The sequence below is a fragment of the Polaribacter vadi genome (assembly GCF_001761365.1).
Taxonomy (GTDB): Bacteria; Bacteroidota; Bacteroidia; order Flavobacteriales; family Flavobacteriaceae; genus Polaribacter; species Polaribacter vadi.
This window is the reverse complement of the sequence record NZ_CP017477.1, coordinates 2,911,965-2,932,424: the sequence shown is the minus strand read 5'-3', so window position 1 is coordinate 2,932,424 and position 20,460 is coordinate 2,911,965. Positions and strand designations below refer to the sequence as shown.

At 29.8% G+C, this 20,460-nt stretch carries 18 protein-coding genes; 4 read left to right on the top strand and 14 right to left on the bottom strand.

Annotated features, from left to right (window positions below; translation table 11 throughout):
• Nucleotides 1–65: 65 nt before the first annotated feature.
• From LPB03_RS12715 to nirB, 6 genes are all read right to left on the bottom strand, one after another.
• Complete coding sequence (locus tag LPB03_RS12715; protein ID WP_065319966.1) at nucleotides 66–1,496, bottom strand: MFS transporter; 1,431 nt, start codon at nucleotides 1,494–1,496, stop codon at nucleotides 66–68.
• 172 nt (nucleotides 1,497–1,668) lie between these two features.
• Entirely contained in the window at nucleotides 1,669–2,328 is a 660-nt protein-coding gene (locus LPB03_RS12710; RefSeq protein ID WP_065319965.1) for a response regulator transcription factor, read from the bottom strand.
• A gap of 57 nt (nucleotides 2,329–2,385) precedes the next feature.
• Nucleotides 2,386–4,197 (bottom strand): sensor histidine kinase, encoded by a 1,812-nt coding sequence (locus LPB03_RS12705; RefSeq protein WP_065319964.1) that lies wholly within the window; start codon nucleotides 4,195–4,197, stop codon nucleotides 2,386–2,388.
• Nucleotides 4,198–4,207: 10 nt separating this feature from the next.
• Nucleotides 4,208–4,792 (bottom strand): DUF4202 domain-containing protein, encoded by a 585-nt coding sequence (locus LPB03_RS12700; RefSeq protein ID WP_065319963.1) that lies wholly within the window; start codon nucleotides 4,790–4,792, stop codon nucleotides 4,208–4,210.
• A gap of 9 nt (nucleotides 4,793–4,801) precedes the next feature.
• Entirely contained in the window at nucleotides 4,802–5,179 is a 378-nt protein-coding gene (gene nirD / locus LPB03_RS12695) for a nitrite reductase small subunit NirD (protein ID WP_065319962.1), read from the bottom strand.
• 245 nt (nucleotides 5,180–5,424) lie between these two features.
• A complete protein-coding gene (nirB, locus tag LPB03_RS12690; RefSeq protein ID WP_065319961.1) occupies nucleotides 5,425–7,938 on the bottom strand; it encodes a nitrite reductase large subunit NirB in 2,514 nt (837 codons plus the stop codon).
• A 253-nt stretch (nucleotides 7,939–8,191) separates the two neighbouring features.
• On the opposite strand from nirB, the gene LPB03_RS12685 reads away from it, so the two are divergent.
• Entirely contained in the window at nucleotides 8,192–9,307 is a 1,116-nt protein-coding gene (locus LPB03_RS12685) for a CNNM domain-containing protein (protein ID WP_065319960.1), read from the top strand.
• A gap of 141 nt (nucleotides 9,308–9,448) precedes the next feature.
• On the opposite strand, the gene hflX is transcribed toward LPB03_RS12685, so the two are convergent.
• Complete coding sequence (hflX, locus tag LPB03_RS12680; protein WP_065319959.1) at nucleotides 9,449–10,666, bottom strand: GTPase HflX; 1,218 nt, start codon at nucleotides 10,664–10,666, stop codon at nucleotides 9,449–9,451.
• 138 nt (nucleotides 10,667–10,804) lie between these two features.
• Entirely contained in the window at nucleotides 10,805–11,497 is a 693-nt protein-coding gene (locus tag LPB03_RS12675) for a DUF2490 domain-containing protein (RefSeq protein ID WP_065319958.1), read from the bottom strand.
• Between the two features lie 321 nt (nucleotides 11,498–11,818).
• Here LPB03_RS12675 and LPB03_RS12670 point away from each other — a divergent pair, with 321 nt between their 5' ends.
• Nucleotides 11,819–12,799 (top strand): endonuclease/exonuclease/phosphatase family protein, encoded by a 981-nt coding sequence (locus LPB03_RS12670; RefSeq protein ID WP_065319957.1) that lies wholly within the window; start codon nucleotides 11,819–11,821, stop codon nucleotides 12,797–12,799.
• On the opposite strand, the gene LPB03_RS12665 is transcribed toward LPB03_RS12670, so the two are convergent.
• Nucleotides 12,796–13,041: a hypothetical protein gene (locus tag LPB03_RS12665; RefSeq protein ID WP_065319956.1), complete on the bottom strand. Its 246-nt coding sequence runs from the start codon at nucleotides 13,039–13,041 to the stop codon at nucleotides 12,796–12,798. The two genes, LPB03_RS12670 and LPB03_RS12665, sit on opposite strands and share 4 nt — an antisense overlap.
• A 132-nt stretch (nucleotides 13,042–13,173) precedes the next feature.
• Here LPB03_RS12665 and glpQ point away from each other — a divergent pair, with 132 nt between their 5' ends.
• Nucleotides 13,174–14,151 carry a glycerophosphodiester phosphodiesterase gene (gene glpQ, locus LPB03_RS12660; RefSeq protein WP_065319955.1) on the top strand — a complete coding sequence of 326 codons (978 nt, stop codon included), beginning with the start codon at nucleotides 13,174–13,176 and terminating at the stop codon, nucleotides 14,149–14,151.
• The gene (locus LPB03_RS12655) at nucleotides 14,152–14,682 is read left to right on the top strand and encodes a hypothetical protein (RefSeq protein ID WP_065319954.1); all 531 of its coding nucleotides are present in this window, start codon (nucleotides 14,152–14,154) and stop codon (nucleotides 14,680–14,682) included.
• A 34-nt stretch (nucleotides 14,683–14,716) separates the two neighbouring features.
• Here the strand turns inward: LPB03_RS12655 and LPB03_RS12650 are convergent, their stop codons facing one another.
• From LPB03_RS12650 to aspS, 5 genes are all read right to left on the bottom strand, one after another.
• A complete protein-coding gene (locus LPB03_RS12650; RefSeq protein ID WP_065319953.1) occupies nucleotides 14,717–15,349 on the bottom strand; it encodes a hypothetical protein in 633 nt (210 codons plus the stop codon).
• Between the two features lie 10 nt (nucleotides 15,350–15,359).
• Nucleotides 15,360–17,135 (bottom strand): chloride channel protein, encoded by a 1,776-nt coding sequence (locus tag LPB03_RS12645; protein WP_083187255.1) that lies wholly within the window; start codon nucleotides 17,133–17,135, stop codon nucleotides 15,360–15,362.
• A 1-nt stretch (nucleotide 17,136) separates the two neighbouring features.
• A complete protein-coding gene (locus tag LPB03_RS12640) occupies nucleotides 17,137–17,844 on the bottom strand; it encodes a DUF6503 family protein (RefSeq protein ID WP_065319951.1) in 708 nt (235 codons plus the stop codon).
• Between the two features lie 11 nt (nucleotides 17,845–17,855).
• Nucleotides 17,856–18,431, bottom strand: a complete 576-nt coding sequence (locus tag LPB03_RS12635; protein WP_065319950.1) for a hypothetical protein — start codon at nucleotides 18,429–18,431, stop codon at nucleotides 17,856–17,858.
• 86 nt (nucleotides 18,432–18,517) lie between these two features.
• Nucleotides 18,518–20,272, bottom strand: coding sequence for an aspartate--tRNA ligase (aspS, locus tag LPB03_RS12630; RefSeq protein WP_065319949.1), 1,755 nt, complete (start codon nucleotides 20,270–20,272; stop codon nucleotides 18,518–18,520).
• Nucleotides 20,273–20,460 lie beyond the last annotated feature (188 nt).

Here is a 20,460-nt window from a genome sequence, read left to right as displayed (position 1 = left end):
TTATTCTGAATACTTTAAAAAAGGGTATTTCTATTCTAGAAATCAATAAAAAAACACAACTATAATTAACGTTTTACAGGTATAGGAATTAATTCTGGGCTTGTATTTTTTACATTAGATGGCGCTTCATTTTCTTCTTCTTCAGTAGAAAATTTTATAGCTAAAGCAGCAATACCTGTAATTACTACTACAAAACCTATTAATAAATACCCACTTGAAACAGCGCTTGATGAAGCTACAGATTGTGCTGCTTTTATTACTTCTTCACCTAAACCTTCATTAGCAACAATAGCTGCTTTTTCTGCCATCGCAGATTTTGATTTTAACAACATTGCTGCTAAAAAAGCACCTACATTTCCTCCTGCTCCAACTATTCCAGAGATAGAACCAATTGCTTTTTTATTAATAAAAGGCACTACAGAGAATGTTGCGCCTTCTGCCATTTGTACGGTTAAACTAAAGAAAATCAATAAAACAATTCCAAAAACAATACTTGTTGCACTTGAGAAAGAAATTAACATAATTCCCTGTAAAGTAAGAATGAAAGATAAGAATAAAACACGACCTCTTAATCCTTTTAGTTTCCCAAATTTATCACCAAAAAATCCACCTAAAGTTCTTGCAAAAATATTCATTAAAGCAAATGATAATACAATATTACCTGCTGTTACTCTTTCTAATTGAAAGGTATTTTGCAGATAGTCATCCATGGTTCCATAAACCGTTAATTCTATTCCAAAACTAGCAGCATATACTACAAATAAAATCCAAACTCTATAATCTTTTAAAACAGCTAAAAAACCTATTTGATCTTTTTTAGCAACAATCATTTCTCCTGCAGCTTTTAATTCTTTAAAATTTCCTCTTGGGGTATCTTTTGTGAAAAAGAAATAAACGATTCCCATTAAAAAACAGACAATACCTGCAATTACCATAGAATATCTCCAAGCCTCAGCATCTGCAACACCAAATGAAACTACAGCAGCAGCAATTAGAGGCATTCCTAACCTATTTGCTCCACCACCTAAATTTCCCCAACCAGCAGAAGTTGCATTTGCAGTACCTACAATATTAGGAGCAAACATTAATGAAGTGTGTACTTGCGTTATTACAAAGGAAGCCCCTATAAAACCAATAAATAATCTACAGATAAGAAATTGTGTAGGAGTTTGAACCAATCCACATAAAATAACAGGAATTGCGCCTAACATTAACAACCATGTATAACATAATCTTGGACCATATTTATCACACAATTTACCAATTAGTAAACGTGCAAATACAGTTCCTGAAACCGCTAAAATAATTGAGTTCCATTTTTGATCTGGAGTTAATCCTAAATCTTTTACAACATCTGGCATAAAAGGAACAATACCAAACCATGCGAAAAAGCATAAAAAGAAGGATATGGAAGTAATCCAAAATGTGCGAGTAGAAATACTCTTAAAATTAAATAAACTTAGTTTTGTTGATTTTTGTTGTGCTAAACTTGCCATAATACATATTTTTAGATATACAAAACTAAGTATAAATACTTAATTTATATGTTTAAAAATACGTATATTTTAATTATTAGTAGATTAATAATTACGTAATACTGTTTTTAAGAATTTGATAAAATTGACCATAAAAAATAATTAGAATAAAAAACAGCCAACTACTTAACACTTATAATAATTGATATTCTTTAGCTTTAGTAGTTAATTCTTGAAGGTTTTTAGCCTCTAACTTCTTCATTAAGTTAAAACGATGCACTTCTGCAGTACGTTTACTAATTGCAAGTTCATCTGCAATGTCTTTATTATTCTTCAACTCTAAGACTAAACTAAGTATTTGTTTTTCTCTTTTAGTTAATTTAAAAGGTAACTCTTTTGCATCTTTTTCTTCCTTTAAAACTTTACTTGTGTTACCACTAACAAAATTGTTCATAATAATAGTAGAAACATCACCTGTAAAATACTTACCTCCAACAGCTACATTATTAACCGCTTTTAAAAACTCTTCTTTACTTGCTCCCTTCAATAAATAACCATCTGCACCTGCTTGTATAGATTTTACAACATATTCTTCTGAATCGTGCATAGAAAGAACTAGCGTTTTTACATCTAAATTATTTTTATTAATTTCAGCAACCACTTCAATTCCGTTCATTTCTGGCATTCTAATATCAACAATTAAAACATCTGGTTTATTTTTAGAAATTACTTCCAACGCTTCTTTTCCATTAGAAGCTTCATCAATAACCGTAATTCCTGTTTGATCTTCTAAAAGCGCTTTAATACCATCTCTTACCAAAACATGGTCGTCTGCTAAAACTACATTAATCATAATTATAAATATTTTATACGTACAAAAATAAGGTTTTTAAGTAAAACTACGTATTTATTAAATAGGGATATTTAAAGTAACTCTTGTCCCTTTTCCTAATTCTGAATTTAAAAACAACCTGCCATCTATATATTTGATGCGTTCTTTCATAAAAGTCATTCCCATTCCACCATCTCCATTTTTAACTTTCTTCACTTTTGATGGTTCAAAACCTTTTCCATCATCATCTATAACTAGACTTAGCATACTTTTACTATGAGAAAGTGACACTAAAATATGAGACGAATCTGCATATTTAATAGCATTATTAATGGCTTCTTGTACAATTCTATAAATATTTATTTCTGTTAAAGAATCTAAACGAATATTAAAATCTGTTTTATTAAAAAATACAATTTCCTTTCCTGTTAATCTACCTAATTCTTGGGTTAATTTTGTAATTGCAGGTACAATTCCATGATCTGATAATTCTGGTGGTGTTAAATTAAAAGTTGCTGTTCTAACTCCTTTAATAATATTGGTAGTTAACTCTTTTAGATGCTCTATTTTAATGGCAGTTTTATCTATATCTGCAATATTAATACTTTCTAAATTGTATTTTAAACCAGTTAGCATTTGCCCAATTCCATCATGCACATCTTTGGCAATTCTATTCTGTTCTTTTTCTTGATTCTCTATAATTTTGCTCGAGATTATTTTTTGTTGACTCATTTTCTCCTCAAAACTATCTTTTGTCAACCTTTCTATTTCTAATTGAGCAGCTTTTCTATCTGTAATTTCTGAAGCTATAATTAGTAATTCTGACTTATCTTCTGATGGATTATATGGAATGATAGACATTTCTAACCAAACAACTTCTCCTTGTTTTGTTGTTGATTTAACCTCTCCTTGCCAACCCGTTTTTTTATGCTGAAAGATTAAGTCTTCAATTAATAATTGCTCGGTTTCATTAATTGATAAAACATTCCAAAACAAAATGTCTTGTTTAAAATTTGAAAGTTTAAATAAACGTGAAAACTTGTTTCCAAAATGAATTAAATTACCGTTAGTAGAAATTCTTGCAAACAATAATGTTTCATCCATTGCATGACTCAATGCACGCAATTCTTTAATTGATTTTTCTTTAGAAATACTCAATTCATCTGCTTCAAAAGCCATTTTTTTTGCTTTCTTTTCTGCAGATAATAATTCAGATAATGTTGCTTTTACTGATTTTGCTGTTGGCCAAAAAATGAATAAAAATTCACCTAAAAGAATAAGCAAAGTAAAAGTCATTAAAAGGAACTCTAACTTACGCAACCAAACAACTTTTTTATTAGCTTCTAAATCGTACTGATTTACAATTCTATCCATAATCAACAAAAATTCACCTTCATTATTGGTTATTTTTTTGATGTCTGAAGTTAATTCATCAACAGAAATTAATAAATCTTTTTCTAACTTTTCAACAATAGAATTAGAAGCTTTTAGAATGGTATTAAAAACAGGATTTAATGTATTATACTCCCTAATTATATGATCACTATTTTGCTTAGGAAGCCCTAAGCTATCATTTCCTTTCTGTAAAGAATTATGAGAAAAATTCCATAAGTATAGCGTTTCTTTAATGTTTTTTTGAAGTATTTCTCTATCTTTTTTATCAGAAGAAACCGAAAGAGAAACAACTTCTTTGGTTAATTTCTGACTCAGCATTCTTTGTCTACCTGCAATATTAATTACTGTAGAATCGCTTTGTTGAGTTTCTAAATGTTTACGAACCAAAATCTGACTAATTATTACAGAAAGTGCAATTGTACTTAAGGCAATAATATATAAACGACTTAATTTATCAAACGTTTTTTTGTCTAATGAATTGCCATTTTTTGTCATTTTTAATTGTTTAAGAAATCGCTTGTTTTACTAGAGCTAAACTTTTTTCAGAAAAAGGAAGTTGTAGTGCAGCTTGATGTCCTTTATCAGACATTTTTACCCAAGTTTTCTTTAAAATATCGATAATTTTTTCATCAGTATGTTTTGCTGCAAATTCATCAAAATAATAATCTAAAAAAACCAAACAAATAACATCTTCTAATGTTTGAGATTCTTCGTTTTTCTTGATGAGTTTTTTTAAAATGATTTTCTGCACTCTATCTACAAATTGCTCATCAAAACCAACTTGTTCTAAGATTTCTCCAGTAAGTTTAGCGTGCATTTTTTTCAATTCCTCACGCCATTTTAAATATCCAACTCTATCCATTGGATATTCTTTTCTTTCAATTTTCCAACGACAAATATGTTGTGCTCTTGCAGCAATTTGAAGTGCTTTTGATGCGTTAGGCTCAAACTGAAGTAGCTTTCTTGTCATTCTTTGAGAATACAATAATTCTTTAGAATACGCTATCCCAGCAACTTGGTACGTGTTTGGGTCTTCTGCATTTTTTTGATCAATAATTGCAATGGCAGTTTCAAATCTTGTTGGCTTCATTTTTTGGTTTTAATCCGAGAAGCCAATATACACATTTCCTTCATTAATCTTTACAGGATATGTAGCAATTTTTAAATCTTCTCCAGCTAAATTTGCCCCATCTTCTAGAGAGAAATTCTTTTTATGTAATGGACAAGCAACTTTTGGAATCCCTCCTTTGTCACCAATCATACCAACAGATAAAACCATTTCCATTTTATGAGGACATAAATTTTGAGTAGCATACCACTTACCAGTTCTTGCAAAATTATAAACTGCAATCTGCTTTGTTTTATGCTTAATACAAGCCCCTGAATTTTCTGGAAAATCTGTTGTTTTACCAACCTTAAACCATTCGTTTACATCTGCTTCTAAAACTGTTTGATATTTTTCTAGTACTTCTTGCATATTTTTATTATTTTATTTGGGCGTTACCTAAAAAGGTCGGGCTTTACGCTATATCTTTTTGCAGAAAAAGCAAAAAGGATGTCGCTTCAATCCCTAACGCACATTTTTGCTAACTTTTAGCTATCGCTTAAAGTGTATTTATTTTTTAAATACTTACAAGGTTTTTGAAACCTTGCAGGAAGAGAACTCATACTTTTTCAACTAATTGACGACTGAAATTGCCAACTAAAATACTGCCTACTTATTTACACCCAAGCTTTTGGCATTTTTTGACCACGCATTGGCACAAATTTAATGTTATCATCAGTATCATCAGAATTTACAAAGTGTTTAAAGCGTTTCATTACTTCTTCATTTTCTACAGCTTGTTTCCATTCACATTCGTATTTGTTAACCAAACCTTGCATTTCGATATCTAAATCTTTTGCAATTCCTAAAGAATCCTCAATAACAACTTGTTTTAAATATTCAATTCCACCATCTAATTTATCTAACCAAGGAGCTGTTCTTACTAAAGGTCCTGCAGTTCTTATATAAAACATTAAAAATCTATCTAAGTATTTTACAACGGTTTCATCATTTAATTGTTCTGCCAATAAAACCGCGTGTTTTGGTGTAGCTCCACCATTTCCACACACGTATAAATTCCAACCACCATCAACAGCAATTAAACCAAAATCTTTACCTCTTGCTTCTGCACATTCTCTAATACAACCAGAAACTCCTCCTTTTAATTTATGAGGAGAACGCAAACCTCTATACCTGTTTTCAATTTCGATAGCAAATGTTACACTTTCATGCATACCATATCTACACCAAGTTGAGCCTACACAACTTTTTACAGTTCTTAAAGATTTTCCATATGCATGACCACTTTCGAAACCAGCAGCAATTAATTCTTTCCAAATTAAAGGAAGTTCATGTATTAGAGCTCCAAATAAATCTATTCTTTGTCCACCCGTAATTTTGGTATATAAATCGTATTTTTTAGCAACTTCTCCAATAACAATTAATTGATCTGGAGTAATTTCTCCACCAGCAACTCTTGGCACCACAGAATACGTTCCATTTCTTTGAATGTTTGCCAAAAAGCGATCATTTGTATCTTGAATTGTTGGTTGACGATTGGCAGTTTCCATTGTAACTGTTGCAAAAATTGACGCCACTAAAGGCTTACAAATTTCACAACCATGACCTTTACCAAACGTATTTAAAGTTTCTTCATAAGTAGCAACTTTACTCACTTTTACCAAATCATATAATTCTTGTCTGTTATAATCAAAATGCTCACAAATGGTTTCTTTTACTTCTTTACCAAGAGATTTTAAAGTTTCATTTACTAAATCTGCAACCATAGGTTTACAACCTCCACAACCAGTTGTTGCTTTAGTTTTTGCAATTACATCACCTAAATTATTACAATCTTCTTCTGTAATTGAACAACAAATATCACCTTTACTTATACTTTCACAAGAACAAACTTGTGCTGTATCTGGCAAATCTAAGACGCTTCCAAAAGAAGAACCTCCTTCACTTGCAGGTAAAATTAATTGCGATGGATCTTCAGGAATCTTCATTCCGTTTAAATAAACCTGATGCAACATATTATAATCTGAAGCATCTCCAACTAAAATTCCTCCTAACAACCTTTTACCATCATGACTAACATTAATTCTCTTATATAAATGTTGTGTTTTATTTTCAAATATGATAGAATGCCCTTTTGATGCTGGCATAAAAGGTTCTCCAAAACTTGCCACATCTACACCAATTAATTTTAACTTGGTAGACATATCTATATCTTCTGGCATTACATTTTCTTTTTCTCCAATAATTTGATTTACAGCAACTCCAGCCATATCATAACCTGGAGCAACTAAACCATAAATCATTTTATTATACAAAGCAACCTCACCAATTGCAAAAATATTCTCATCAGAAGTTTGCATTTTATTGTTTACAATAATTCCTCCTCTAGCTCCCATTTCTAAACCAGAAGTTTTTCCAAGTTCATCTCTTGGTCTAATTCCTGCAGAAATTACTAACATATCTACGTTTAGAACATCATCTTCACCAAACTCCATTCCTACAATAGAACCATTTCCTAAAATCTGATTTGTTGCTTTACTTAAATGAATATTTAAACCTAAAGACTCTAACTTTAATTGTAATACTTGACTACTTCTAGCATCTAATTGTCTTGGCATTAATTTAGGAGCAAACTCTACAATATGAGGTTCTAGACCCATGTCCATAACTGCTTTTCCTGCCTCTAAACCTAAAAGACCTCCACCTAAAACTGCTGCTTTTGCGTTCGGATTTTCTGCCTTTAATTTTGCAGCATATCCTAACATTCCTTCTAAATCTTCAATAGTTCTATACACAAAAACGCCTTCTTTTTCAACTCCTTTTATAGGTGGAACAAAAGCAGAAGATCCTGTAGCTAACACTAAATAATCATAAGACAGCTCTCTATTTTTTGCAGTAGTTATTGTTTTAGATACTCTGTGAATTTCAGAAACTCTTTCATCTACAATTAAGTCAATTCCATTTTCTGAATACCATTCTGCTGGAGCCATTTCTAAAGCTTTTGCATCTTGATTTTCAAAAAATTCACTTAAGTGAACTCTATCATATGCTGGTCTTGGTTCTTCACCAAAAACGGTAATTTTAAAATTCTCATTTCCTGAAGCTGCCACAAATTTTTCACAAAATTTATAACCAACCATTCCATTACCAACTACAATAATTTTATTCATAACTACGTATTTATAATACGAAATTAAGTATTATTACTTATTTTTATAGTAAAATTTTGATTTTTTTTACGTAGAAGTAAAAAAATTATTGATTTAAAAATAGAACCTCTTTTATTTTATAATAATTCAAAAAACAGTAAATAAAATTAATAATACTCTATGTTTATAATGTTAAAACTACTTCTTAACTATTTAAAAATAATTAAAAAGGTTTTTTTTAATTTGATTACTTTTGTATTCTAAATTTCTGTTAATGACAATTTTAATAATTTACGCGACTGTATCTATATTTTTCTCTTTTTTATGCTCTATTTTAGAAGCTGTTCTATTAAGCATCACTCCAACTTTTATCAATTTAAAAAAGAGTGAAGGAGAAGCCTATGCAACTGACTTAGAAATCTTAAAAAAAGATGTTGATAAACCACTTATTGCCATTTTAACCATTAATACAATTGCACATACTGTGGGTGCAATTTTAGTAGGTGTGCAAGCAAAAGTTGCCTATGCAGAAATGTATGGAACTACAGAACAAACTATTTTTGGAATTGCGATTACAGAAGATCTAATGGTTGGAATCGTTTCTACTGTAATGACGATTTTAATTTTAGTGGCATCAGAAATTATCCCAAAAACAATTGGCGCTACTTACTGGAAACAGCTGGCAAACTTTACATCAAAAGCATTAAACATAATGATCTTTCCATTAAAATGGACTGGTATTTTATGGCTTTTACAATTAACTACAAAATTAATTGGTGGTAAAGGTCATGGAAGTATTTTAAGTAGAGAAGGTTTTTTAGTGATGACAGAAATGGCTGAAAAAGATGGTGTTTTTCATAAAGATGAAAGTAAAGTAATCAGAAATTTATTAGGGTTTAAAAACATTAAAGTGAATGATGTAATGACGCCAAGAACGGTTTTAGAAACTGCTGATGAAAGCCAAACTATCGAATCTTTTTACAACGAACATAAAAATTTACGCTATTCTAGAATTCCTGTTTTTGCTGAAAATCCTGATGAAATTACAGGTTATTTTCTAAAAGACAATTTATTAGAAGGAATGATAAATGGTAAAGGAAACGAAACTTTAGCTTCTATTAGAAGAGATATTATTGTAACTGATAGAGACCTTTCTATCCCAGATTTGTTTGATAGATTAATCAAAGAAAAAGAACACATTGCTTTAGTAGTAGATGAATATGGTTCTGTGTCTGGTATAGTTTCTCAAGAAGATGTTATTGAAACACTTTTAGGTTTAGAAATTATGGATGAAAGTGATTCTGTTGCAGACTTACAAGCACATGCAAGAAAATCTTGGAGAAATCGTGCGAAAAGAATGGGAATTATTGAGGATAAAAAAGAAGAATAATCCTATTTTATCCTGCAAGGTTTTAAAAACCTTATAGGTATAATTTTGAATTCTATTAACTTAATCTTATCAACTTTATAATACCTACAAGGTCAAAAAAAAAGACCTTGCAGGATAAATTGTTATCAGAAACTTATTTAGTTATTGATCATCTTCCTCTTTGTATTCATAATACAAAAAGTCGTTATAAGGAAAACGTTGAATGTGAATTTTCTTAACTTCTTCGTACGTTTTTTCTTTAAAATCCTCTAAATTTTCTTTGTTTAAGGCAGATATAAAGATAGATTCTACATCATAATCGTTCATCCAAGTTTTTTTCCAATCTTGAATTGTATAGTGTTCTTTTCCTTTTTCAGTAATTAAATCGTCTTCATCAATTGTTTCATGTTCGTAAGCATCAATCTTATTAAAAACCATTACTGTTGGCTTGTCTCCACACTTAATATCATTTAAAACCGAATTTACAGAGGCTATATGATCTTCAAAATTTGGATGAGAAATATCCACCACATGTAACAACAAATCTGCTTCACGAACCTCATCTAAGGTAGACTTAAAAGACTCTACCAATTGTGTTGGTAATTTTCTAATAAACCCAACAGTATCTGTCATTAAAAAAGGAATGTTTTTAATCACCACTTTACGAACTGTAGTATCTAAAGTTGCAAAAAGTTTGTCTTCTGCAAAAACATCACTTTTACTAATTACATTCATTAAGGTAGATTTCCCAACATTAGTATAACCAACCAAAGCAACTCTTACCATTTGCCCACGGTTTTTACGTTGCGTAGCCATTTGTTTATCAATTTTAGCTAATTTGTTTTTCAGCAAAACAATTCTATCATTGATAATTCGTCTATCAGTTTCAATTTCAGTTTCTCCAGGTCCACGCATTCCAATTCCCCCTTTTTGCTTGTCAAGGTGCGTCCAAAGTCGTGTTAAACGTGGCAATAAATATTGATGTTGAGCCAATTCTACCTGAGTTCTTGCTGAACTTGATTGTGCTCTTTGTGCAAAAATATCGAGTATTAAATTAGTTCTGTCTAAAATTTTACAATCTAAAATCTTTTCGATATTTCTTAATTGTGCTGGCGATAATTCATCATCAAAAATTGCGGTTCCAATATTGTGTGAATCTATATAAGCCTTTACATCTTCTAGTTTACCTGTTCCTAAAAAAGTTTTAGGATGTGGTTTGTCTAATTTTTGCACAAAGCGTTCTACAACAACTCCTCCAGCAGTTGCTGTTAAAAATTCTAATTCGTCTAAATATTCAGTAGATTTAGTTTCGTCTTGTTTTTGTGTAATTACACCAATTAAAACGGCTTTCTCTGACGTTGCTTCTTTTTGTTCTATCATAGATTACAAAGATAAAAAGAAAGTTGGCACCAAAAACAAATTTGATCACAACTAAATTAATCATTAAAATAATTGAATGAAAACTGTGCAAAAAATCTACGTTCGCAGTTTTTATGGCGTTTTTATGAATTCCATTTTTTAAAAACTATGATGCATACTAAATTGCAATTGTGATTTACTCCAGGCATCTGTGGATTGATTCATCCAACCCATTTGGAATCTTATTTTTGGATTTAAAACATAACCTAAACCCAAATAAGTTCTGTTTCTATCAAACAACTCAACATTATTATTATCGCCAATATTTCTTTCGCCATTCATAAAAAGTTCATTGTAAAACGCCCCATAAATAGTTTTTGGTTCTGATAAACTTTTGCTATTAAATGGCACATTTATAAACAAGTTATATCTGTAACGAGTTCTAAAATCTTGATTTTCCACAAAACGTTGTTCAAATCTAAAACGATGAGTTATAAAAAAACGACTTCCAATTTTTTGCGGTAATAATGCTTCTTGGTAAATTCTATTTTCGTTTGATGTATCATCTGAATCCCCAAAAGTACCTGATGTTATATTTGCAAAACCTAATGTAAACATAATACCTGCATCTTTGGGCGTAAATGTGAAACCAGATCTTAGTAAAAGTTGCTCTTTATCTCCTAAAAATTGCCAATCTCTGTATTGAAAATCACCTTGAGTACCAAATTGAGAATTTTTAAATTGATGATTATAAAAATACATGTACCAGGCTCCAGTTTGGTTTTCGTCTACTTGTGCTTTTAAGCTAAAAATTGATAAAAATGTAATCGTTAAAAATAGTAAATACTTCATTCAAAATTTATTTATTACAAATATAAAAGTATCACTATCGAAAAAGAAAGCATACTAGCTATTTAACGTTAATTTAAGAATTTATACCTGAAAAATTAGTGCAAAAAAAAATCCTCAATAAATATTGAGAACTTCTTTAACTAATTCAAATTTTTAACACTATGCCTTTTTTTTCATACAATTTTTATTAAATTCATATTTTGATATGCACAAATTTATAGAAATTACACTTATTTAAGGTTACATAAATGTTAACAAATCAAAAAAATTAAGTTATAAAATTGCAATAGTATTTACTTACTTTTACACAAAACAACATACATGTTCCCTTCGTTAAAATCATCAAAACAACAAGAAAATATTACTACCATAGCATTTTATAATGTAGAAAATTTGTTTGACACTGTTAATAATCCTGCAACTGCAGATGATGATTTTACACCAAAAGGAAAACTAAATTGGACTTTAAAACGCTATAAAGTTAAAATTAGAAAATTGGGTTCTGTAATTTCTCAATTAGGTTTAAACAGGTCTGCTAAAGTTCCTGTTATTGTTGGTTTGGTAGAAGTTGAAAATGCAAGTGTCGTTTCTGATTTGGCAAATTCATCATACTTAAAAAAACATCATTATGGATATGTACATCATGATTCGCCAGATGAACGTGGAATTGATGTGGCTCTTTTATACAGCAAAGTAGCGTTTGAATTATTCGACTCTTCTACCTATCCTGTTTTTTTAGAAAACGAAAAAGGTGAAAGGGATTATACAAGAGATATTTTAAAAGTTAGTGGAAAATTGCATGGAGAATTGGTGCATATTTTAGTAAATCATTGGCCCTCTAGAAGAGAAGGAACAGAAATAAGTGAGCCTAAAAGAATTGCGACTGCTATAACTGCTAGAGCAATTATTGATACAATCAACCAGAAAGAAATGAACCCAAAAATTATTTTAATGGGCGATTTTAATGATGATCCATCTAGTAAAAGTGTAAAAGATTTTTTGGTAAAAGATGTTTTTTTTAATCCTATGGAAAGTTTGGTTGATAAAGATAAAAGAGGAACATCTACCTATAATAAAAAATGGAACTTTTTTGACCAAATTATGCTTTCTAAAAATTTTTTAGATGATAATAATAATGAGGAGTTAACTTTTAAACACGCAGAAGTTTTTAACAAAAAATGGTTGAGAATTTTTAGAGGAAAATTAAAAGGAAGTCCTTTTAGAACCTATATAGGTCCTTGGTATCAAGGAGGTTTTTCAGATCATTTTCCTGTATATGTATTTTTGAAGAAAGAAAATTAACTCTTCTTTTTTCCTTGTTGATTAAAAGCTTGTCTTAATTTTTCATCATTTAAAATATATTTTTGATATTTTCCATCTCTGTATCTGTAATAAATAAAAAATGGCATAAACAAAAACGAAAAGTAAAACACCCCTAAACCCATCACAATTTTAGCTTTTTCATGATCTTGATTTAGTAAATAAATACCAAAAATCATCCAAACTAAAAAGATAACAAACATTATTTTTAACGCTATTTTCATGCTGTAAATTTACAAAAGTTATATCTTTAAAAAATAAAAAAAATAATTATGTCTCCTCGAGCGCAGTCGAGAGGTTATTTATGTTACTAATAATAGGTTTCGACTGCGCTCAACCTGACAGATAAATTTAAAATGAAATCAATTTCTGTATTTTTGATTTGCTTGCTCCTATTTTCTTGCAATCAACCTACAAAAAAACCAACTATGAATAAAAAAATAGTGATTGCTCACAGAGGAGCTTCTGCCTATTTGCCTGAACATACTATAGAAGCAAAAACGATGGCACATGCAATGAATGTAGATTTTATTGAGCAAGATTTAGTGTTGAGTAAAGATGATGTGCCAATTGTTATTCATGATATTTATTTGGATGATGTTACTGATGTTGCCACTAAATTCCCAACTAGAAAAAGAGAAGACAATCGTTTTTATGTGATCGATTTTACGTTTAATGAACTAAAAAGACTTCAAGTTTCAGAACGTTTTAATCCAGAAACAGGTGAGCAATTTTACCCAAATAGATTTCCAAAAGGAAAAGGAAATTTTAAATTGCATTCGCTTCAAGAAGAAATTGAATTGATTCAAGGTTTAAATGCATCAACCAAAAAAAATATTGGAATTTATCCAGAAATAAAAGCGCCAGAGTTTCATCAACAAGAAGGAAAAAACCTCACAGAAATTGTTTTAAAAGTACTTGCAGATTATGGCTACAAAACCAAAAAAGACAACTGTATTTTACAGTGTTTTGATGCCAAAGAATTAGAGCGAATCAGAAAAGAATTAAAATCGGATTTGTTTTTAGTACAGTTAATGGAGTTTGAAGAAGAAACAAAACAATTAGCACATTTTGCAAGTTATGCAGATGGAATTGGACCTTGGTATACACAAATTTTAAGTGATAAAGTTGATGGTAAGTTTACCTTTACTTCTTTAGTTACTGATGCTCATCAATTAGGTTTAAAAGTGCATCCTTATACCTTTAGAGCAGACCAATTAGTAGAATTTACTACCTTTAACGAAATGATGCAAACCCTTTTAATCGATGCAAATGTTGATGGTGCTTTTACTGATTTCCCAGATTTAGTTGTTGCTTTTTTAAATAAAAAATAGATGAATAAAACTACTTATAAAATATCTCACTTTAACAATGAATTAAAAGTTTTTAAAGCTGATAAAAAAGAAATTATCTTTAGTTCTTTTTGGTTTATGGAATTTGGCAAAACCTGTGCTGAAATCAAAAATGCTAAAGAAGAACACCTTTATACTATTACAAAAAAATTTCAATTTTGGAAATGGAGAATGGTATATCTTATTAAAAATAAGAATGAAAATAAATTCATATTAATCTCTACCAATAATAGAAATACTATTTTTAAAATAGAAATTGATGACACCAATTTTGAAATTAAAATCAATTATAAAAACAAGAAATCTATTTACAAAAACCAGATAAAAATTGCAGAGGTTGATGAAAATTTATCCGAAGAAAATTTTAAAGAATTGATAACTACCGATAAAAACGAATTAGAAATAGTTTTTCTTTTGTACACCTGTTTGCTAGTTGGAAAAAATCACGAAAACTCGGGTAGTATTTTAACAAGCCAGAAACAATTAGAAACAAATGAAGATCCTTGGACTTAAATTTTAAACTTTTCAGTTTAGTTTAAATCAACTATTATTTACCCATAAGTAATGGAAAAAGTATCAAAAAAAACAAAATCCCAGTAATTGCTAAAGAAATTAATAAAGGTTTGGTAACTGATTTTTTTTCATATTGTAAATCTTTACCCAAATACTTATTCCAAAAATATTCGACTAATATTGCATAGCCAATAAAATTAAAAATCAAGGTAATAAAGTATATTTTAGGTAATACTTCCAAAAGAGTATAAGATAAAACTATGTACAAAATCCCAAAAACAAGTACTTGAGTCCTTGCTTTATGCTTGTTCATCACCTTTAAATTATACATCAATAAAACCACTCCAAAAATTGTACTAAAAAAAAGAGTAAATCCTAAAATTGCTTGTTTAGAATATAAATTTGGCTGTTCAAATTCCTCAAAAGGGTTTTCATTATTTAACGTAGTTTTCTCTAATTCATCATTCTGTAATGAGGTTTTTTCTATAGGAATTTCTGCAATTTCTGGCAGGTCAATTTCGCCTTTTTCAATTAAATTCCTGTCTTCTAATTCCCAAACAACAGCCTGTAATGCTTCTGGAGTATATTTATCTTTATTTTCTATAATATGTTCTAACTCTGAGTTAGATTTATTGCGCATATTTTTAGTAAAACTATTTTCTCTCATTTACTTTTTTTTAACTCGTAACTTCTATCAACTTATTTCTGTATGCTGTTAATAGTTTAGATTTCGATATAAAACCAAGATACTTTTCATCTTTAATAACAGGCAAATTCCAAGCGTCGCTAGTTTTAAATTTTCGCATAATTTCTTCCACAGAATCATCATAAAAAATAATTTCTGGAGCCGATTTCATAAAAGTTTCTACAGTTATGCTGTTGTACATTTCTGTATCAAACATAAAAGAACGAATATCATCTAACAAGACAATTCCTAAAAATTGTTTTTCTTTATTAATCACAGGAAAAATATTTCTGGTCGATTTTGCAACCGCTTTTGTGAGCATTTCTCCTAATAACATATCTGGATTTACAGCTTTGAAATTCTTTTCAATAAGTCGATCAATCTTCATCATCATTAACACATTTTTGTCTTTATTATGCGTGATGAGTTCTCCTTTTGCTGCTAATTCTGTTGTGTAAATTGAGTTCGCAATAAAGTATTTTGTGAACGCAAAACTAATAGCAGCAACCAACATTAATGGTACAAAAAGTTCATAACCACCCGTAATTTCTGCAATTAAAAAAATAGCAGTTAAAGGCGCATGTAAAACTCCAGCCATTAAACCTGTCATACCAATTAAGGTAAAATTAGATTCAGAAACATTACCTCCTAAAGTATTAATTACTTTGGCAAAAACGTTTCCTAAAGCACTTCCCATAAATAAAGTCGGAATAAAAATACCTCCAACTCCACCAGCTGCAAACGTAGTTGTCATTGCAATTGCCTTAAAAATAGCAATTAAAAACAAGAAACCAATAACAATCCAAATATTGGTTAAATCTACTTTGTAAGGAATATCTTTTAAAGCTTCAGCAGTATTTCCATTCAGTAAATTATTAATTAATCCATATCCTTCTCCATATAAAGGTGGAATTAAATACAACATAATACCGATTGCAAAACCGCCAATAATTAATTTGTGAATTGGTTTTTTTATCCGTTTGAAAAAATTGGTGATTTTAAAATAAATTTTAGAAAAATAAACAGAAGCTACACCAGTTCCAAAACCCAAAATAACGTAATATAGAATATCTTTTATCTGAAAAGCATCTACCAATTCAAAGCCAAACAAAGCATCTTTTTCAAAGAAAAAATAAGAGGTAATTACAGCAGAAACTGATGCCAATAAAAGTGGCACTAAAGATGCAAAAGCCAAATCTAAACTAAAAATTTCTACAGCAAAAATAATGGCAGCAACTGGTGCTTTAAACATCGATGACATTGCACCTGCAGTTGCACAACCAATCAAAAGCATTCTTGTTTTAGCATTCATATGAAACAGCTGTGCAACATAAGATCCCAAAGCTGCTCCTGTACTTACAGCTGGACCTTGCAAACCTGCAGAACCCCCAAAACCAACTGTAATTGGAGCTGTAATTAAAGAAGCATACATTTTGTATTTTTCTATAATTCCGTTTCTTTTTGAAACTGCATGAAGTGTGGTAGAAATACCATGCCCAATTTCTTTTTTAATGATTTTCTTTTTGATGTAATACACCAAAACCAACCCAATAATTGGAAAAATAAAATATAGAGAATAATGAAAGTCTTTAATAAATTTTCCTTCTATAACATTTTCTATAAAGAAAGTTAAGTTTTTTAAAACTGCAGTTCCTAAACCTGCCAATAAACCCACTAAAATACTTAAAGCATATACAAACTGACGCTCAGAGATAAATTTATATCTCCAAAGTAAAATTTGTTTTAGAAATTTATTTTTGGTTGGCATTTTAGTTTTTTGCTGATAAAATATCTGTTCCTAAATATGTATTATCTTTATTATAATACCAGGCTCTAATTTTTGGCATTTTAATATCATTAATCGTTTCTAATTCTGATAATAAAATATATTCTCCACTATCTTTTTCTTCTTTAAAAAACTGATAAATTTCCATCGCAAAATTATCTGGATTAAAATAAAAGTACCAAGTATCTTTACCTACTTCCTGATTATAAGTAGCTTTTAAAACTAAATATTCTTTTCCTTTAAAGGTTTTTCTTTCTACTTTTTGATGAATTACAGTTCCTTCATCCTTTAATTTCATTGGCAAACCATATAAATACGTATAATAGTTTTTATACAAATTTGCACGTTCTGCGTTTAAACTAAACTTCTTTTTATTTTCTTCTGATGGATTTTTATCACCATTTAAAGAAAAGCTAATCTCATCTTTATCAAGAATATATGTTGTAATAATAGTATCTCTTTTAGCAACTACCGAAAAATATTGTTTTGGTAAATTGATGTTGATTTTACTAACTCTATCTCCATTTTTAGGAGTTTCCATCGTTACAAAAAGCTCACCTTTAAAGGTTGCCCAATTTCCATTTGGATCGTGAAATTCGATTGCTTTTTTTAATAATTCATCACCAGAAATTTCTTGAGAGAATGCAATTATTGAGGTGAAAATGAATAGAAGTGTGAATAGATTTTTCATAAGATTTTTAATTAATGAACTCTAAATTTATCCCAAGTTAGTTTTTTCTTTTTGTTAATATTAAGTAATGTATCTAATTTATATTGAATACTATCAATACTATAATTAATATTCAGTTTAATTGAAAAATCACTAATACCATCAAGATTATAAATTTTTCTAAAAAAAATATATTTGTTTTTTGAATTGAATTTATAATTATCAATTGTTGATGTATTTTCTTGACTGCCTCCATCCCAAAATAAAATACTATCTATTAGATTTTCATCTTTTCCACTTAGGTTTTTAAGTTCGAATAAAAAACTGTCTACAGATAAATTTTTCTTTTCCACATCTGAATAAAACCAAACATCAAAACACTGTCCATTTTCCTCAAAATAATTAGGTATTTCTAGACGTATACTTAAAGAATCAATGGTTTTAATAATTTGTCTTTCATTTAAAGAATTCTCATTATGTTTTAAATAATAATTAGTTTCATTGAAAGGAATTACTGGTAAGTCAAAAAACAGGCAAACAATCCAAATTGACAATAAACCCAAAAAAAATAGAAAAACTTTCAAAACAAACTTAAATAGTTTCTTCATAAAGTAAATTTAATAATAAAAAACAAAAAAGACCTGTCAGGTTTTAAAAACCTGACAGGTCTGAAATTAATATTTACAAATATATTTTACGCTTTAATATCCAACTTCAAACTCAATTCTTTTAATTGTTCATTATCAATAAAAGCAGGAGCATCAATCATAACATCTCTACCAGAATTATTTTTTGGGAATGCAATAAAATCACGAATGGTTTCTTGACCACCAAGAATTGCAACCAATCTATCCAAACCAAAAGCCAAACCTCCATGAGGTGGTGCTCCATACTCAAAAGCATCCATTAAGAAACCAAATTGTGCTTTGGCATCTTCTTCAGAAAAACCTAAATGCTTTAACATGGTTGCTTGCATTTTTTTATCGTGAATTCTTATAGAACCTCCACCAATTTCGTTTCCATTCAACACCAAATCGTACGCATTTGCTTTTACAGCTCCAGGATCTGAATCTAGTAATTCCATTTGCCCAGGTTTTGGTGATGTAAATGGATGGTGCATTGCATGATAATGACCAGTTTCTTCATCTAGTTCCAATAATGGAAAATCAATGACCCAAAGTGGTGCAAATACTTTTGGATCTCTCAACCCTAAACGCGTTGCTAATTCCATTCTTAAAGCAGACATTTGCGCTCTTACTTTATTAGTTTCACCAGATAAAACACAAACCAAATCTCCAGGTTTTGCGCCTGTAACTTCAGCCCATTTTGCTAAATCTTCTTGATCGTAAAATTTATCTACAGAAGATTTAAAAGTTCCATCTTCATTTACTCTTGCGTAAATCATGCCTAAAGCACCAACTTGTGGTCTTTTTACCCATTTTATTAACGCATCAATTTCTTTTCTTGTGTATACATTTCCTCCAGGAACTGCAATTCCGATTACTAATTCAGCCGAATTAAAAACACCAAAATCTTTGTGTTGTGTCACTGCATTTAAATCGCCAAACTCCATTCCAAAACGGATGTCTGGTTTATCATTTCCATACAAACGCATGGCATCATCATACAACATTCTTGGAAATTTCTCCACCTCAACATTATTGATTTCTTTTAACAAATGACGTGTTAAGCCTTCAAAAATATTTAAAATATCTTCTTGCTCCACAAACGCCATTTCACAGTCAATTTGTGTAAATTCTGGCTGTCTGTCTGCACGTAAATCTTCGTCTCTAAAACATTTTACAATCTGAAAATATTTATCCATTCCACCAACCATTAAAAGCTGCTTGAAGGTTTGAGGAGATTGAGGAAGTGCATAAAACTGACCTTCATTCATTCTACTTGGCACCACAAAATCACGTGCGCCTTCTGGAGTAGACTTTATTAAATACGGTGTTTCAACTTCTATAAACTCTTGGTCAGACAAGTATTTACGGACTTCCATTGCTACTTTATGACGAAAAATCAAACTGTCTTTTACAGGATTTCTTCTAATATCTAAATATCTGTATTTCATTCTGATGTCTTCTCCACCATCAGTTTTATCTTCAATTGTAAAAGGAGGAATTTTTGACGCGTTTAAAATTTCTAGTTTAGAAACCAATACTTCAATTGCTCCTGTAGGAATATTTTTGTTTTTAGATTCACGCTCAATTACAGTTCCTGTAACTTGAATTACAAATTCTCTTCCCAAAGATTTTGCTTTTTCCATCATTTCTTTTGGTGTGCGCTCTTCATCAAAAATTAACTGCGTAATTCCATATCTGTCTCGCAAATCTACCCAAACCATAAAACCTTTATCTCTGCTTTTTTGCACCCAACCAGCCAAGGTAACTTCTGTATTTATATGCGCTGCTCTTAACTCTCCACAAGAATGACTTCTATACATTGTAAATTTTAATTTACAATTCTGAACTTGATTCAGAATCTTTGTTATGTTTCTATAATTCTGAACTTCTTCCAGAATTTAAGTTGCAAATTTAATCAATTATACCAAATTTGATATATTTTTGGGCGTTCATTTCTGAAATAGAAATGCCACGCTTTTCGCTGTATCTTTTTGTGAAAAACAAAAAG

Excerpts from the sequence above, each read along its gene's own strand:
- LPB03_RS12715 (WP_065319966.1), bottom strand. The coding sequence starts at position 1,496 with ATGGCAAGTTTAGCACAACAAAAATCAACAAAACTAAGTTTATTTAAT.
- LPB03_RS12710 (WP_065319965.1), bottom strand. The coding sequence starts at position 2,328 with ATGATTAATGTAGTTTTAGCAGACGACCATGTTTTGGTAAGAGATGGT.
- LPB03_RS12705 (WP_065319964.1), bottom strand. The coding sequence starts at position 4,197 with ATGACAAAAAATGGCAATTCATTAGACAAAAAAACGTTTGATAAATTA.
- LPB03_RS12700 (WP_065319963.1), bottom strand. The coding sequence starts at position 4,792 with ATGAAGCCAACAAGATTTGAAACTGCCATTGCAATTATTGATCAAAAA.
- nirD (WP_065319962.1), bottom strand. The coding sequence starts at position 5,179 with ATGCAAGAAGTACTAGAAAAATATCAAACAGTTTTAGAAGCAGATGTA.
- nirB (WP_065319961.1), bottom strand. The coding sequence starts at position 7,938 with ATGAATAAAATTATTGTAGTTGGTAATGGAATGGTTGGTTATAAATTT.
- LPB03_RS12685 (WP_065319960.1), top strand. The coding sequence starts at position 8,192 with ATGACAATTTTAATAATTTACGCGACTGTATCTATATTTTTCTCTTTT.
- hflX (WP_065319959.1), bottom strand. The coding sequence starts at position 10,666 with ATGATAGAACAAAAAGAAGCAACGTCAGAGAAAGCCGTTTTAATTGGT.
- LPB03_RS12675 (WP_065319958.1), bottom strand. The coding sequence starts at position 11,497 with ATGAAGTATTTACTATTTTTAACGATTACATTTTTATCAATTTTTAGC.
- LPB03_RS12670 (WP_065319957.1), top strand. The coding sequence starts at position 11,819 with ATGTTCCCTTCGTTAAAATCATCAAAACAACAAGAAAATATTACTACC.
- LPB03_RS12665 (WP_065319956.1), bottom strand. The coding sequence starts at position 13,041 with ATGAAAATAGCGTTAAAAATAATGTTTGTTATCTTTTTAGTTTGGATG.
- glpQ (WP_065319955.1), top strand. The coding sequence starts at position 13,174 with ATGAAATCAATTTCTGTATTTTTGATTTGCTTGCTCCTATTTTCTTGC.
- LPB03_RS12655 (WP_065319954.1), top strand. The coding sequence starts at position 14,152 with ATGAATAAAACTACTTATAAAATATCTCACTTTAACAATGAATTAAAA.
- LPB03_RS12650 (WP_065319953.1), bottom strand. The coding sequence starts at position 15,349 with ATGAGAGAAAATAGTTTTACTAAAAATATGCGCAATAAATCTAACTCA.
- LPB03_RS12645 (WP_083187255.1), bottom strand. The coding sequence starts at position 17,135 with ATGCCAACCAAAAATAAATTTCTAAAACAAATTTTACTTTGGAGATAT.
- LPB03_RS12640 (WP_065319951.1), bottom strand. The coding sequence starts at position 17,844 with ATGAAAAATCTATTCACACTTCTATTCATTTTCACCTCAATAATTGCA.
- LPB03_RS12635 (WP_065319950.1), bottom strand. The coding sequence starts at position 18,431 with ATGAAGAAACTATTTAAGTTTGTTTTGAAAGTTTTTCTATTTTTTTTG.
- aspS (WP_065319949.1), bottom strand. The coding sequence starts at position 20,272 with ATGTATAGAAGTCATTCTTGTGGAGAGTTAAGAGCAGCGCATATAAAT.